The sequence below is a fragment of the Streptomyces sp. NPDC001492 genome (assembly GCF_053597275.1).
Genome location: NZ_JBSFHW010000066.1, coordinates 1 through 15,028 on the forward strand (window position 1 = coordinate 1; position 15,028 = coordinate 15,028).

Annotated in this window: 13 protein-coding genes; 4 read left to right on the top strand and 9 right to left on the bottom strand. The window is 71.5% G+C overall.

Annotated features, from left to right (window positions below):
- Nucleotides 1-181 precede the first annotated feature (181 nt).
- Entirely contained in the window at nucleotides 182-2,230 is a 2,049-nt protein-coding gene (locus tag ACWC1K_RS45990; RefSeq protein WP_450839656.1) for a hypothetical protein, read from the top strand.
- A gap of 534 nt (nucleotides 2,231-2,764) precedes the next feature.
- Here the strand turns inward: ACWC1K_RS45990 and ACWC1K_RS45995 are convergent.
- The 8 genes from ACWC1K_RS45995 to ACWC1K_RS46030 form a co-directional block, all read right to left on the bottom strand.
- The gene (locus tag ACWC1K_RS45995) at nucleotides 2,765-3,421 is read right to left on the bottom strand and encodes a DUF4913 domain-containing protein (RefSeq protein WP_450839658.1); all 657 of its coding nucleotides are present in this window, start codon (nucleotides 3,419-3,421) and stop codon (nucleotides 2,765-2,767) included.
- A gap of 2 nt (nucleotides 3,422-3,423) precedes the next feature.
- Nucleotides 3,424-5,217, bottom strand: coding sequence for a type IV secretory system conjugative DNA transfer family protein (locus tag ACWC1K_RS46000; RefSeq protein WP_450839660.1), 1,794 nt, complete (start codon nucleotides 5,215-5,217; stop codon nucleotides 3,424-3,426).
- 2 nt (nucleotides 5,218-5,219) lie between these two features.
- Nucleotides 5,220-6,731 carry a hypothetical protein gene (locus ACWC1K_RS46005; protein ID WP_450839661.1) on the bottom strand — a complete coding sequence of 504 codons (1,512 nt, stop codon included), beginning with the start codon at nucleotides 6,729-6,731 and terminating at the stop codon, nucleotides 5,220-5,222.
- A 129-nt stretch (nucleotides 6,732-6,860) separates the two neighbouring features.
- Complete coding sequence (locus ACWC1K_RS46010; RefSeq protein WP_450839663.1) at nucleotides 6,861-8,342, bottom strand: SCO6880 family protein; 1,482 nt, start codon at nucleotides 8,340-8,342, stop codon at nucleotides 6,861-6,863.
- Nucleotides 8,343-8,355: 13 nt separating this feature from the next.
- Nucleotides 8,356-9,630 (bottom strand): hypothetical protein, encoded by a 1,275-nt coding sequence (locus ACWC1K_RS46015; RefSeq protein ID WP_450839664.1) that lies wholly within the window; start codon nucleotides 9,628-9,630, stop codon nucleotides 8,356-8,358.
- Nucleotides 9,627-10,442: a hypothetical protein gene (locus ACWC1K_RS46020; RefSeq protein ID WP_450839666.1), complete on the bottom strand. Its 816-nt coding sequence runs from the start codon at nucleotides 10,440-10,442 to the stop codon at nucleotides 9,627-9,629. The genes ACWC1K_RS46015 and ACWC1K_RS46020 overlap by 4 nt, the downstream gene beginning before the upstream one ends.
- 1 nt (nucleotide 10,443) lies before the next feature.
- A complete protein-coding gene (locus tag ACWC1K_RS46025) occupies nucleotides 10,444-10,752 on the bottom strand; it encodes a hypothetical protein (RefSeq protein WP_450839667.1) in 309 nt (102 codons plus the stop codon).
- Nucleotides 10,749-11,264, bottom strand: a complete 516-nt coding sequence (locus tag ACWC1K_RS46030) for a hypothetical protein (protein WP_450839669.1) — start codon at nucleotides 11,262-11,264, stop codon at nucleotides 10,749-10,751. The genes ACWC1K_RS46025 and ACWC1K_RS46030 overlap by 4 nt, the downstream gene beginning before the upstream one ends.
- Before the next feature lie 149 nt (nucleotides 11,265-11,413).
- On the opposite strand from ACWC1K_RS46030, the gene ACWC1K_RS46035 reads away from it, so the two are divergent.
- From ACWC1K_RS46035 to ACWC1K_RS46045, 3 genes are all read left to right on the top strand, one after another.
- On the top strand, nucleotides 11,414-11,857 hold the full coding sequence (locus ACWC1K_RS46035) for a helix-turn-helix domain-containing protein (RefSeq protein WP_450839671.1): 444 nt from the start codon (nucleotides 11,414-11,416) through the stop codon (nucleotides 11,855-11,857).
- 120 nt (nucleotides 11,858-11,977) lie between these two features.
- A complete protein-coding gene (locus ACWC1K_RS46040) occupies nucleotides 11,978-13,768 on the top strand; it encodes a peptidoglycan DD-metalloendopeptidase family protein (RefSeq protein WP_450839672.1) in 1,791 nt (596 codons plus the stop codon).
- Nucleotides 13,769-13,783: 15 nt separating this feature from the next.
- Nucleotides 13,784-14,353: a hypothetical protein gene (locus tag ACWC1K_RS46045; protein ID WP_450839674.1), complete on the top strand. Its 570-nt coding sequence runs from the start codon at nucleotides 13,784-13,786 to the stop codon at nucleotides 14,351-14,353.
- A 66-nt stretch (nucleotides 14,354-14,419) separates the two neighbouring features.
- Here the strand turns inward: ACWC1K_RS46045 and ACWC1K_RS46050 are convergent, their stop codons facing one another.
- Nucleotides 14,420-14,659 carry a hypothetical protein gene (locus ACWC1K_RS46050; protein WP_450839675.1) on the bottom strand — a complete coding sequence of 80 codons (240 nt, stop codon included), beginning with the start codon at nucleotides 14,657-14,659 and terminating at the stop codon, nucleotides 14,420-14,422.
- Nucleotides 14,660-15,028: the final 369 nt, after the last annotated feature.

Consider the following 15,028-nt stretch of genomic DNA (forward strand, 5'->3'; position numbering starts at 1 on the left):
CGCTCAAGTCATGGTGTGGCGGCTGGAGAACCGGTTGGAGAAATGGCAGCAGGAAGGCACGAGTGATGCACCGCAGACCCAGCAGCCGACACAGGCCGCTCGACGCCCGCAGCAGCCGGGCCCGACGCAGGGCCGCGGCCGCGGCCCGCGTACCTGACCCAGGCACGACGGAGGTGCGAGTATGACCGAGCGATCCGAGGAGTACCCCCGATCCGAGGAGTATTCCGACCTGTTGACCGAGGCCATGCGCCGAGGCTCCGCGCGGACCATGGCGTTGCTCGCGCAGGCCGCCGAGACCGCCGTACTCGTCGCCGCGATCCGCGAACGCCAGGCGGCCCGGCGGGCGATCGAGGAGGCTCAGCGGGAGCGTGCCCAGGCCGCCGCTGAGGAGATGCGGCGGCAGACCGACCGCGTGCGGTGGCAACGCGCGCTCGATGACGAGTGGCTGGAGTCCGCGACTGTCGACGAGCTGGTGACCGCGTGGGTGGCCGGCCGTGCGCACGTGCACGAGGACGCGATGGCGCATGATGCTGTCGGGCGGCTGGAAAGCACGCTGTACGCGCGTGAGCCGGAAGCCATGGACTTGTACCAGCGGCTCATGCACGCACCGTACGAGCCCGAGGAGGCGATGCGGCAGGCCGCCGAGTGGTTCACCCGGGCACGCGACGCGGACGCGATCCGCAAGAAGAGTCCGTACGAGCGGACCGCCCGGGTGGCCCGCGGCGAACTCGATCCCGGCCCGGCTGTCGTCGCAGCCCACCAACGCGAGGACTTGCGCCAGGCCGTCACTCTTGCGCTGCCCGATCTCGCCGACCAGATCACTGGCGATGACGCGTGGCCCGCCCTTGCTGCCACGATGTCCACCGCCGAACAGCAGGGCCTCGACCCGGCGGAGGTGCTCGCCAGGGTCGCCGCCGAGCGGGAGCTGAACACCGCCCGCGGCATGACCGCCGTTCTCCAGTGGCGCCTTGAACGCTACTTGGAAAACCCCCCGCCCTCCCCCACCGACGCACCCACCGGCACGCCCACCGCGGGCGACGGTGCGACGGCCTCGCCGCCGACCACCACGGCGACGGCCGGTTCCTCGCGGCAGGACGAAGTACGGCGAGCGATCCGAGACGTGGGCCGCAGCCGCCGCATGACGAACGAGGACGGGAGCGACGAGGAACGCCGCGCGTTCATCTTGGAGCGATGGCGCACAGTCCACGCGGTCGAGGACGAGCATCCCGGCGCCCAGCGTGCGGCCCGCGCGTTCGAGCGCGAGCTGATCGCGCTAGACCCGGAGGCCCGCGCGCTGTACGAGAGCCTGGCTCCAAGCCATGCGGACGGATCGGAGCTCACCCCGGCCGAGCGGGAGCAGGAACGGCTGGCCGCACAGGCCGCATTCGCCGGCTACTTGGACCGTCATGGACTCACACCCGAGGGCAAGCCCCCGGTGGCACCCCACGCAGAGGCGGCCCCGCCGCAGCAGCCGGCGGAGGCGCCGGGGCATGAGGACCAGACGGTGCGGAGAGTCGCCGAGGCGAAGGCCGCGGCGGAGAAGGCCCGCAACACCGCCGAGAAGCTCAACGCCTCCGCCCGCGTGGGCGAGGGAACCGTGCTGTACCAGTGGACCATCGACATCCCGGCAGAGGACGGTTCGGCGGCATTCATCGCCAGCGGACAGTTCCGGGTACCAGCCGGCCCCGACCAGCAGGCGGCCGCCGAGCGGGCTGCCGCGGACGAATTGCACGCCCTGTTCCGCACCGAGGCCGAGCGGGAACGGCCGGTGCCCGACGACCGGCAGCGGGACTACGTCATCCGTGCCACCGGGCCGGGCGGTCCTAGGGAGACGATCCGGGTCACCGGTCGTACGATGCGCGCCCGCGCGGACGACATGGACAGGCCCGCGTCGACGGCCGAGAGGCCGGCACCGGCCACCGCGCAGGCCGCGCCCACGGCGCAGGCGGACCAGGCGCCCGCGGGAGATGCGAACCTCGACATGGGGTACGACGAGAACGACCTCGACCGGCCGGCCCCGGCACAGCCGCAGGCATCAGCTCAGACGATCCCGCCTGATGTGCAGGCAGCAGCGCAGACCGCCGTCCGTATGACCCGCATGGCCAGCCCCGGGCCGGTAGATGCCGCGCTGGGGCAGCAGAAGAAGACGGAGAGGCCGGCGGTGTCGGGAAAAGTAGTTCTGGGTCGGGAGCGGACGAATCAGCGAAAAGGCCCCCGCCCGGGACACTGATTCAATGACCTGGGGTTCCACAACTCCGGTATGCCGAGGCGGGGCACCCTCACGAGGGCGCCCCGCCTCGGCATACCTGCCGGAAGGAACTTTGGCGCCACGCCGCGAGTGCAAGAAGTGCGATGCGTCGGCGGGCGACGAGCGGCCGTTCGGCACGATAGCGGGGGCGCTGCCCCCCACACCCCCGGCCCTCCTCGGAGGGGAGTGGGGAACGCGTGACGATGGTGCGGTGGGTGAGGTGTGACGGTGGGGTGGGTCGCGGTGCGGCCCCTCCCCGACCGGGCCCCACAAGGGGACTTGAGCCCGCGGCGGGGCGCAAGGCCAAGCCGCCTACGGCGGTCGCCGCGACCGGCGAGCCCTGCCCCCCACCACAGTCTCAAGTGCGCAGAGCGCGCCCGATCGAGGAGGGACCCACCCCGCTTGGCTCGACGTATGGCGGAACCGCCGCCGTGGTGCGGGCCGGTGTGCTGTCTGTGACGCGATGCGGGCCCGACCGTTGAGGTCGGGCCCGCATGTGTGTTGCTGGGTTCGTCGTCAGCCTGGGGGCTCCTCGGCGGCCGCCGTGAGCGCCTCGATCACCGCGGCCGGCACCGGTTCTGCGGGGAGGTCGGGCACCGGCTCGTGCTTGTCCGTGGTGCACTGTGCGTACGGCCCGTCGGGCCCGAGCAACAGGGGTAGCTGCGAGTCGAAATGGTCGCGGAACCAGACGCCCAGGCCGGTGCCGACGTCGAGCCGCAGCACCTCCCAGGACCGCCACAGCGCCTCGAAGCGCACCATCGCCTCGGGGTGCGCCCACCACAGCCGGCACCAACGCAGGGAGCCTGGCCCCACCTTGCGCTGGAACGTCGGGATGAACCAGCCTTCCACCCACGCCGCCGCGTGCGGAAACACGGGCTTGGGCTTCGGTTCTTCCTTCTCCTTGCCGCCCTTGCCGTCGCCCTTGCCGTCGCCCTCTTGGGCCTGCCGCTCGGCGGCTTCCAGGATGGGGACGGCCCAGTCCACGAAGTCCTCAAGACCGCCGACGGCGGACCGAACCGCGCGCAGCTGCGCGGCTACGTCCTCCAGCGCGGGCACCGCCGACGAGGCGGCCGCATCGGTGGCCGGCGAATCCTCGACCGGCGGCGCGTCGCCGCCCTCGGGCGCCGCGGGTTCCTCGCGGCCGGTCTCGTCGGGGGTGGTCTCGTCGGCCATGCTCAACCGCCCGTACTCGAGTACGCCGTTGCCGCCCACTGCTGAACCTGCCGCTTGCCGTCGGCGTTGAGCGCGCTGATCAGTTCGCGGTCGGGGTGGTGGCTGAACCACGGCAAGAGATCCATCAGCACAATCGGCGTGCCGGTGGCCATCAGCAGCGCGGTGCCCTTGCGCAGGGCGCGCACGTCCGACGCCGACATGATCTGTTGCCGCCGGGGGCTTTCGGAGACCGACCAGCCGTCCCGGGTCCGGGTGACGCTGCGCGTGTTGACGTCGTGCTCGCCGATGAGCCGGGCGAGGTCGGAGGCAAGGTCGGGATCATCGATTCCCGCGCCGATGATCTTGATGGTGGAGGCGCCCCACAGCATTTCCATGCCGGTCTCGCCCCACACCGACTCGCCCTGTTTGAGGGACTGGAGGATGGTCAGGACGTTGATCCCCGCACCACCCAGGTAGGAGTACATGTCGGGGAGATCACCGATCGGGCAGACGTTGGCCGCCTCATCAAGGATCACGTCCATGGAGGGGTCAAGGCGCCCGCCCATCGCTTCGGCGGCACGCACGGCCTCCCGGAACAGGGTGTCGGTGAGGGCCGCCACCAGCGGGGCCGCGCTGCCCGCGCCCTTGTGGCTCATCAGGTACAGGGTGCCGGTGGAGCGCACGAAGTGCTTGAGGTTGAGCTTCTGCATCGGGCGGGACGGCTTGGTGACCCACGCCATGGTGCGCGGGTCGCGCAGGCAGGACGCCCCGGAGCGGGCGGTTTCGTAGATGCCCTGGGTCGTCTCGTCCGCGCCGGCCTGCCGGGCCCGGTAGCTGCGGGCCATGTTCTTGAATTGCGGGTGCTGCTCCAGGATGGTGGCGGGCACGCCGGTGGAGGTGTCGACCAGCCAGCCGTACACGTCGTCGAGGCTGCGGTTGTCGAGGGCCGCGGCGAGGATCAGTTCGGAGAGCAGGGCGCGGGCGGCCGGGCCCCAGATCTCGCGGGCCTTCTCGTCGGCGACGCCGGCCACGAAGTGCCCGCCGAGGCGGCCGGCGTCCTCGACGTTGTCGACGTCGGCCAACAAATCAACCCAGAACTCTTGCGGGTGGTGGGCGATGTGCTGGGGGTCGAAGACGAGGATGGGCCCCTTGGTGTGCTTGGCCCGGTAGGTGGCCGTGGCCTGCCACACGTCCGCGCGGCGGCTGGTGACCACGCACGCGCCTTTGGCCGCCAGGACGCGCGGAATGGCGTACGCGCTCGTCTTGAACGAACGCGGGGCCATGATGGCCAACTCCACGTCTTCCAGGTTTCGGCGCAGTTCCGGGCCCTTGGGGCGCAGGCGCCCGAGGAGGGCGCCGCACTCGTCGGGGTCGAGGTCCTCGGCGCGCTGCCCGGCCAGCGACGGCCGCAGCCTGATCGCCTGTTGGGCCAGGGCCGGGGCGGTGAGGTGCTCGACGGCGTCACGGCCGGCGAGGTGGCGGGCCGGGTCGTTCGGGTCGGGCATCTTGTCGCGGATGGCCCGCACGGCGAAGAACAGGCCGACCAGCGCGGCCGCGGCGAGGACGGCGGCGAAGGTGACGATGAGGTCGGCCGGTACGCCGGGCCATATGCGGGCCAGGTCGCCGTGGACGACGTCGCTGAGCAGCGACCAGCTGTACGGGGAGTGCCAGCCGTGCCCGGTGAAGAGGGAGGCGAGGCCGCCGCCGAGGGAGAGCGCGCCCAAGGCACCGGCGGCCGCGGCGAGGGCGGCGAGGATGGACAGCGGGACCCAGGGGTCCGCCGGACCGCCGCCGCGCGAGGTGTCGCGGATGCCCACGGCTACACCCCCATCACGGTGGCGGACTTGGCCCGTCCGCGGATCGCGGCATCGGTGTTGTACAGGTCGATCTCACGGCGGGTGAGGTGCATCTCCACCGGGATGCCGAGCCGGCCGCCGCACTTGATCAGGTACTTGCCGCGGCCCGGGTGGGGCCGGTCGGTCGCCCAGGACTCCGGCGCGCTCCAGCTCGCGACGAACTCGCGCTCGCTGGAGGTCAGCGCGCGTACGGCGTTCACGCGGGCCAACTCCAGGTCCGGCAGGGCGCCGAGGATGGTCACCGCCGAACGCTCCACGAAGCCACGGGCTTTGGCGCGGTCCTCTTCCGTCGGCAGCGCCTCCAGGTCGGACAGGGAGTGCGTGGTGATGATCGAGCCGACGCCCTGGTGCCGGTTGAGGCGGGTGAGGCGGTCGGTGCGGTCGACGAGGCCGGGGGCGGCCCGCAAGCTCCGCCACATCTCATCCTGAATCGTGAGGTACGGCCGGTCGTTGCCGACCGCGCGGGCAGCGTCGACCAGGCCGAACCCGTATGCCCAGGTGCACTGCAGGGCGGCCGCCACCACGTCGTCACTGGCTTTGTCGAGGGCGGAGATGTCGATGGAGACGGCGGGTGCGTTCATGTCGACCGGTGCGGTGGTGTGGCCGTCGAACAGGCCGCGCAGCACGCCGTGACTGATGCGGGCCAGGGTGCGCACGATCGAGTCGGTCAGCTCGCGGTACTCCGCCTCGGACCGGGCCCGCACCGCGTAGCGCAGTTCCTCGCCGCCGTCCTCGATCTGCTTGACCACCTCGGGAATGATCGGCTGTTGGCCGGTGCGGCGGTCCAGGACGTCGAGGGCCGCGCCGAGCACGAGTTCCTCAGCGTCGGTGATGGGCGCCCCGCGGGAGCCGCGGGCGATGGTGCACAGCGCCAGGAGCAGGGTGAGCCGGCGGCCGCGGATCTCCGCCTTGAGCGTCTCGGCTTTGGCCGGGTCGGTGCGCTCCAGGTGCGGGATCGCCTGGCCGAGCGGGCCGGAATCCAGGGGGTTGAGGGTGTGCAGTCCCCATCCGACCTTGACGACCTGCCCGCCCATCGCTTCCACCAGGGGCCCGTACTCGCCCTTGAGATCTCCCAGGGACAGCACGCCGACCCCGAAGGCGATCAGGCCGCAAGCGATCCGCTTGGAGATCGCCGACTTGCCGATGCCGGGTTCGCCGAGAACGAAGATGCCCGGGTTGGTGATGATGTTGTGGCGCACCCAGTCGATCGGGTCGAGGGCGACCACCTCGCCCCAGATCATGTGACGGCCGATCGGCACGCCGACCGCGGGAGCTCCGGACCCGGCGGTGAACGGGTACAAACCGCAGGTCTGCACGGTGGTCGCCTGGAAGCGGGGCGGGACGGCGACGTGCGAGGCCCGGCCTCTGTCCACGCCGGGCCAGCCCCAGGAGGGCGGGGTGGGGCCGACCTGCGGCAGCGACGGGTCCTGACGGGCGGTGGGCTTGGCGAGGCGGGGCGCAAACGGGGCGGGCATGAATCCCTCCGAGACGGTGCGGTGCGGACGAAGTGCCGAGGCAAAGCAGGGGTGTTCGGCAGCTTCACCGGCCCCCGGACCCCGGCAGTCGTGCCGGGTCCGGGCACCAGTGGAGGCGCCGACGAGGGGTCAGCGGCTGCGCCGGCGGGCGATCTCGGGCAGGTAGATGCCCAGCGGCAGGGTGGCGGCGAAGGCCGCCGACTGTGCGCGCACGGCCCGGCGGAGTTTGATCTTGGAGGAGCCGGCCCGCTGCTCGATGTCGGAGACGGCGCGGTCCAGATCCTTGGCCGCGGTGACGGTGGTGGTGACGACCATCGAGGACAGGCCCAGACCGGCGCCCTGGGCTTCCTCGCGGGCCGCCTGCATGGCGCGTTCACGGTCGGCGGCATCCTGCGCGGTCTCCGACCGCTTGGTGCGGGCACGGACGGCGGCCCGGTAGGCGGCCGCGTTCACCTCGTTCTCCAGCTTGTCGGCGGCCGCTTCGGCCGGGAACGGCTCGTAGAACAGGGTGACGCGCTTGGGGTGGCGTCCCGGGCCCAGCAGCGGCGCCAGGACGTCGCTGGTGACGAACTGGCGGGGCGGGTTCGCCCAGATCCAGCTGACGCTGATACCGGTGTCGTGCTCGTAGTGGTCGAAGTGCTCGCGGGCGTCGATGGGAGGCATGGCGCCCGACTCCAGCAGCGCGGCGGGGTTGTTGGCCAGGGTGCGGGCCACCTCGCCGCGGGCGGCCGGGTCGTAGGCGGTGCGGACGATCCCGGCGAGCTGCGCGGCCGAGGCCCGGCCCAGCACACTCACCCCGCAGCTGCCCAGCGAGGCCTGCAGACCGCGCAGGACACGGCCGCACTCGGCGACCGCGTCGGCGAACGTCTCGGGCTTTTGCGGGGCCTTGGCCGGGTCGAAGGTGATGCTGACGCGGGTGTCGACCGCGGCGGAGGCGGCCGGGGAGATCTGCACCAGGTCGGCCATGAGCTCGCGGGCCGGGGCCGGCGCGTTCGGGTCGATGCGCCGCGAGACGTAGTCCTCCAGGGTGGAGCCGGGGTCGGGGGCGGTGTCGACCGTGACGGCGACGTGCGCCACCAACGGGGTGTGGCCGAGCCGGGCCAGCCACGCACCCCACTGGGACACCCACACGTCGACGTTCTCGCGGTTGGCGAGCGCGGTCGAGGTGGGGGCGACCTGGATGGTGGCGGTCAGGTGGCCGGTGCGGCGGTGCCAGGCCATGCCGTAGTGGCCGCCCTCCCCATCCTCCGCGGACAGCGGGACGACGGGCGCCAGGACGCCGGGCAGGTCGTTGTCCGGCTCGTGCAGCGTCGTCACGCCGGAGATGTAGGTGGTCTGTCCCGCCCGGCGGCCGGCACGCCAGCGGGAGGAGTGCACCACGGCGTCGACCAGGGGCACGCCGTTCCAGCGGGCCATCGTGATGGCGATGACCACGGCGGCCGCCGGGGCGGCGAAGAGGACCAGGCGGAAGCTGATCGCCGCGGCGGTGATGACGCCGACGACGGCCACCAGGACGATCGCGGTCTGGGTGGGGGTGAGGTTGCCCAGACCGATACTGCGGCTCTTGCGCCACCCGCCGTAGAGCCTGACCTGGGAGGATTCTGAACTCATCGCGTATGCCTCGTCATTCCGATGCCGGCGGGTTGGTCATGTTGTTCGCCGCGCTGTTCGCGGCGCCGTGCGTGATCCGTCCGGCCTCCACCGCGACACCGGCCGGGCCCGCGGCCGCCGCCGCTCCGCCCGCGCCAGCTGCCCCGCTGGTCGCCGCGGCCCGACCGGCCGTCTGCGCGCCTGCGCCAGCCGCTGCGCCGGCGTTCGCTGCGGCGCCGGTCTGCGCGGGGACGCCCGCGCCCGGGTGCGGCTGCTGTGCGGGGGGCGTGGACGGCGCCGGCTGCGCCTGGGTGCTGGAGCTGTCCGGCGCGGCCGGGGCCGCCCCCTGCGGCTTCTGGCCCGGGTCGGGCAGGTTCTGGCTGATCATCTGCGCGTGCTGGGTGGCGCTGATCGGCTGCGCTCCCCCGTCGCGGGAGGCCTGCAGCCGCAGGCCGGAGGCGCCGAGGGTGGCCAGCGAGGACAGCATGCCGCCGCCGCCCGCGTCCATCACCGAGCCGGAGGCCCAGGAGAAGAGTTTGATCAGCACCGGCAGGGCGAGGATGGCCAGCATCATCATGGCGAAGCCGACCAGCACCGATGTGGGGTCGTTGCCCTTGCCGATCAGCTTGAACGCCACGAAATAGACCAGGGAAGCCGTGGGTTGCCAGAAGATCAAAGCCAGCGTCCAGCCGAGAATCTTCGGCAGCCAGGCCCGGCCGAAGCCGGTCAGCTGCCCGGATGCGGCCAGCGGCAGGCAACCGGTCAGGACGATGACCGAGCCGTCACGCAGGAGGCCGAGGAGCCACTGAACCACGCCGGCGAGGAAGCCGAGAATGCCCAGCAGGATCACCGCGGCTGCCTGGTTTTGCAGTGCGGCGAGACTGAAGACCTTCGCCAGCCGGGCCCCGAACTCGCGGCCGGCCGCCTGGTTGAGAACCCATGCGGAGAAGCCCGCCGACGCCTGCATGAACAGGTTGACCGTGGCGGTGCCGCACGCGCTCCAGAAAGCCAGTTTGAACAGCCCCTCGCCCAAGGAGACGAGGGGGTCGGGCTTGCCCGAGACGACGAGCTTGATCCCAATCAGGATCACCCCGGCGACCGCCACGGCGATGGTCACCGGCAGCAGGACCTGACGGATCGAGTTCACGACCGAGGTGTCAACCCCGTTGCTGGTGGTGTCGATCCACCAGGTGAACGACTCCTTGACCATCCACGCGCAGGATTCGGCGATGGAGTCGGCCAGGGTGTCGATCGCGGACTTCGCCGCCGACTTGATGCAGTCGCCGGGGCTGGTGATCCCGCAGCTCACGAGGCGGTCACCCCCGGGAAGAGGGTGTAGCCGGTGGTGGAGTTGACGACGTTGTTGGGCCACTGGCCCCCGTCGGGGGCGCGCAGTTTCCAGTCCCCGCCGGCCCAGTCGAGCGTCACGGCGAAGTCGACCATGACCGTGCCGCCGGTGTCGGAGTTCGCGCCGCGCGAGAGGAGGTGGAGCGTGACCGTCTGCCCGGAGGCGTCCACGCCGTCGGCCGCGTAGCCGATCGTCTGCGCGTAGATCCGCAGGGGGGTGCCGTCCGGCACCCCGGAGCTCTGCCGGGCGTCCTGGTAGTCGCTGTCGACCTGGGCGCGGAAGGCGCTGGTGTCGCCGGTCATCTGCTGCTCGATCGTGGGCCCGTAGGTGTCGGGCCCGGCCTGCGCGGCGCTGCGCGTGGCGAGGTGCACGGCCGCCTCGACGGCGCCGCCGAGGTTGTGCGCGAAGCCGGAAGCGCGGGTGAGGGTGTGCACCTTGGGCCCGTAGCGGGGGCTGAGGGGCAGCGGTGCGCCGTGGAAGTCCTGGAAGGTGACGCCCTTCCACGACGCGGCCGACGACGAACCGCCGCCGGTGTCGCCGCCGTTGGCGCCCGGGGTGACGACCGTGCCGCCCGGCTCGTCTATCCCGCCCGAGGCGGAGGCCTGCGGGGCGGCCGGGGAGTTCTTGCCCCAGTTGTCGTGGTAGCCGATGACGGCGGCGATGACCGCGGCGGCGACCACGACGCCCGTCACGACCAGCGCGGTGGTCCGGCGTCGCTTGGGCTTGGACGAGCCGGGGGTGTCCCGGGCGGTGTGCACGGTGGGGTTGGTCATCTCAGCCCCCCAGGAACGTGCCGAGCAGGCCCGCGCCGCCGGAGATCAGGGTGACGCCCAGCACCTTCCAGGGGATTTCGACCGCGGCATCGGCGGCAGTCGTGGCGCCCCGGCCGCCGCCGGAGCCCCACAGCATCTTGATCCCGGACAGGATGATGGACGCGGCCGCGATCGAGTAGCCGCCCCACTTGAGCCAGCCCAGCAGGGTGTCACGGGCGTTGGAGAGCCCATCGGGGGTCTTGGCGCCGGGGTTGGGGATCGCGTCGGCGAGGGTGGCCCACTCGTGAGCGTGGTGCAGGGCGGTGATCATGAGCGTACTCCGTGGTTGTTGACCGGTGGGGCGGACAGATGGGTGCGCATGGCGGCCACCGCCTCCACGACGTTGCGCGGGGCGGTGACGCTCAAGGGGTTGTCGACGTCCCGCCACATCGGGACGAAGGGCAGCCGGACGATCGCCGAGACGCGATCCTGCAGCAGCTTGAGGCGGGCACGGGCGGTCGCCGGCTCCGGCAACGGGCTGTCGGCGACGACGACCAGGAGCGGCGGGCGGGCCAGCCACCCGTGGGTGAGGTTGTAGTGGGCGCCGTTGACCGCTGTCGTCGCCATGGCCGTGCCGTACGCCGTTGACCGGCATACCAGGACCAACGGGACATCCTTCACGTGCAGTTGGTCGATGCGGACCTCATAGGCGCTCGGCGCCAGCAGCCGGGTGACGGTCGAGGCCCCCGAGCCGCCGTGGCAGCCGGCCACCGCCACGGCGGGGAGGAACAGCGGGGGAAGCCCAGGGCCGATGGGCGATCGCCGTCGCTTGAACACATCCATGAAGGGCCCCCTTTCAGCGGTGGTTGGATAGCGACGCTTTGCACAGCACCTTCAGGAGCTCGCTCTATGTCGCTTATTCATGTCGCTTACTATGAAGATACTGTACAGTCTGGTTCCGTTGCTTGCCACAGGGTTAACGGAGGCGGTGCGTGAGCCGCGGAGGAGTCGACGGTTTTCGGGGGGACCGGCTGCGCCGGGCCCGCCTGCGCCGCGCGCTCTCCCTGGCCGAGCTCGCGGTCGCGGCGGAATCCAACCCCAACTCGATCTCCCGTCTGGAGAGGGGAGAACAGAAGCCGCCGCCGCTTCTGTTGGGCAGACTCGCCGAGACCCTGGGGGTCAAAACGGAGTATCTCGCCCCACTTCCGGCGAAACCGACCCTGCGTCATATCCGAGAACGGGCAGGACTGACCGGTTCCGAGATTGCGCACGCCCTTGACGTGACCCCCGGAACTGTCAGCAGTACGGAACGCGGTGTTACCCATCCCCGTGACGCTCCCGCATGGGCCCGAGCCTACGGCCTGGGACTGACAGAGTTCTTGGCCGCTTGGGAGCACGGCAGGACGGCGACCGCGCGCCGTGTCAAGGGGCCTTAACCAGACAGGCAAAAAACCGACCGGCCGCCCTGATTAAACGGGGGGTGCGGACCAAGGGAGGGAGACACGGCCGCCATGCAACAGCCAGGAGGCAAAGCGGCAATCGGGATAGGCGGGGCGGTGGTTTCGTTGCTCGTGCTGTTCCCGCTGCTGTTCGTCGTCGTCGGCGGCACCAGCAACGGGATGGCCGAGGCCGCCATGACATGCGATACGGGCACCACCGACCAGGCGGGGGACGCAGGGGGCGGCATCGCCAGCGGCCCGGACTCCCCCGGGGCCGCCAACGCCGCGTACATCGATCTGCCCATCCGGCAGGCCGATTTGGCCCCGCCGGTCCCGGTGGACCAGATCACGCTGAGCAAGTGGGTCTATCCGGTCCCGCCCCCGTGGAACATCGGCACCCGGTTCGGGGAGCAGGGCGGCCACTGGTCCAAGGGACACAGCGGCATCGACTTCCCCAAACCCACCGGCACCGCCGTGTACTCGGCAGCCGACGGCGTGGTCCTGGCGACGCACGCCTACGGCACCGCGGACAACAACGCGTACGGCAACTTCATCATCGTCCTGCACGCCAACAACACCGAGACGATGTATGCCCATCTGTCCTCGATCGACGTCAGTGCGGGCACGAAGGTCAAGGCCGGAACGCCGATCGGCAAGGTCGGCGCGACCGGCAACGTCACCGGCCCGCACCTGCACTTCGAAGTCCGGCCCATGATCCACGGGCATCACCTCCCGGTGAACCCCGAGCCGTACCTGACCAAGGCCGGCCCTGCCGCACCCGGCCCGGTGACCGGCGGATCCGGCACCGGCACCAACCCCGCGGACCCGTCCCAGAACACCGCGTGCACCTACGCCGGCGGACTTGGCGGCGCGGTCAACACCGCTGCCCTGCCCGGACTTGCCCGGCAGATGGCCGCCACCGTCAACGTCCTGCAAGGGCAGATCTGCCCGGAGATGCCGGTATCGTGGATCTTCGCCCACGTGATGACGGAATCGAGCTGGAACCCCAAGGCGTACGCCCCCAACGTGAACGGTGGCGCGGCCGGCCTGTACCAGATGGGCCGCCCCGAATGGGCGTCCGTCTACGGCACCTACGGTGACTGGGCGCTCGGCGCCCCGCCGCCGGACGACAACCAGGTGTGGGACCCGGCCACCCATCTGCGGGTGGGCATCAAGTTCACCTGCGGGCACCTGCGGGAGATGACCCGGTATCTGGCCCAGCACCCGGAAAAGAAGATCAGCCCGCTGGACGCCATGGCCGTGTGCCACATCGCCGGGTGCTCGCGCGTCACCGGCTCCGCTACCGGCATCCCCCGGCCCGGCGAGGTCGGCTGCGGGCAGGACTGCGTGAACCAGATCACCGGCTACATCGCCAGCATCCACAAGTACCAGCAGCAGTTCGCCGGCGGCACCACCGCCAACGCAGGCGCCGCCGGGCCCATCCCGGTGGCAGTCAACCTCCCGGCGGCCCCCGCCCCGTACAACGGCGGGGCGACCAGCTGCAGCAAGCCGGACCCCACCGGCGGCCGGTGCCTGACCGGGGCGACCGCCCACGGCTACGCCCAGATCACCAAAGCGTTCCCGATCTGGAGCTCCGTGGGATGCCAGGAGGACCGCGGCGACGGCGGCGACCACCCCACCGGCAAGGCCTGCGACTTCGCGCCCGGCACCCTCGGCACGCGGCCCAGCGTCCCCCAGCTCAGCCAGGGATGGGCACTCGCCGGGTGGCTGCGCGCCCACGCCAAGGCACTGCACGTCCAGTACGTGATCTGGCAGGGCCGCATCTGGAACATCACGAACGCCAAGGACAGCGGCGGATGGGGGCGGCCGTACAACAACGGCATCGACGACCCGAACAGCATCACCGGCGGGCACTACGACCACGTGCACGTCTCGTTCGACGAGTAGGAAGAGGAGCCAGCGATGAAGGTCCCCGCCCGCACCGCGGCCGCCCTGGCGGCCGCCGTCGCCGCCGCGGTGCTCACCGCCGGCTGCGGCAGCGGCAGCGGCCCGGCCAGCGACACCGAGCCGTCTGCCACCGCGTCCCTGCCGAGCCACCAGGCCGACCCCGAGGCTCACTCCCCCGGGCCGGCCCCGTCCGCCACCGCGCACCTGACCGATCCGGTGGCCGTCATCCGCGGCTACCTGACGGCCGGACGGACCGTCACCGCGGCCGACGCCACCGCCCCGCCCCGCCGGGCCGAGGCCTACATGACGCCCGGCAACCCGGAACGCGGCATCGGCCAGCCCGTCTACGACCCGCCCCCGACCGGCACCACCCGCCGCCCGACCCACATCACCATCACGCAGGCCGCGGCCAAGGCGAACAAGGCCGTCTACCACGTCACCTATACCCCCGCCCTCACCCAGGGCGGCCGCACCGTCAAGAAGGAATCCCCCGTCACCACCTACGTGGTGGTGGAGAAGCAGACCGACGGCGCATGGCTCGTCTCAGCCGACGACCCGAGCCTGACGCCCGAGGGCGTCGAGTAACCCCGCACAGCACGAGGGGCGGTTCACGTGTACACGTGAACCGCCCCTCGCTATTCCTCCGGCCGGTCAGCTCCTTCCGCTGGCCAGCACCAGGCCCGCGGCGTAGCGGTCCGTGAACCGGCCATCCCATGCGGGCGAGCCGTTCAGTGACGCCGCCAGCGCCACCAGGTCGTCAACCGGCAGCTTCGCGGCCTCCCGCGCCACCTCCTCCGGCGTCAGGGCGAGCACCCGCGGACGGGCGGCCGACGAGGCCTCCCGGGCCACCTCAGCAGCCTCTTCGATCAGCTCGCCCAGGGTCTTCGTCAAGGCCATCAGGACAGCACCCCCACCGCTACCGCCAGCGTGCACAGGTCATCATCGTTCGACGCCGCATGCCGCGCAGCCGACCCGCCCCTGATCACACCTCCGGCGATCCGATACCGGCCGAGTCGCTCTGTCGGCGCCACGGGCCCCGACGCCGGCATCGCCCGTGCCGACAGCTCGCGGCGGCGCCCGTCGGGCAAGGTCTCCTCTACGATCAACACCAGATCCTCCAAGCAGGATCGAGGCCCGCGCGGACGACGAGACGCAAACCGCGACCGCAGGGCCGATCAATGAGGGGTCGGGTGCCTGCCCGGCCCCTCGTTTCTGTTTGTGCAGGTCAACCAGCCTGCACTTGTGCACTTATGCATGCAC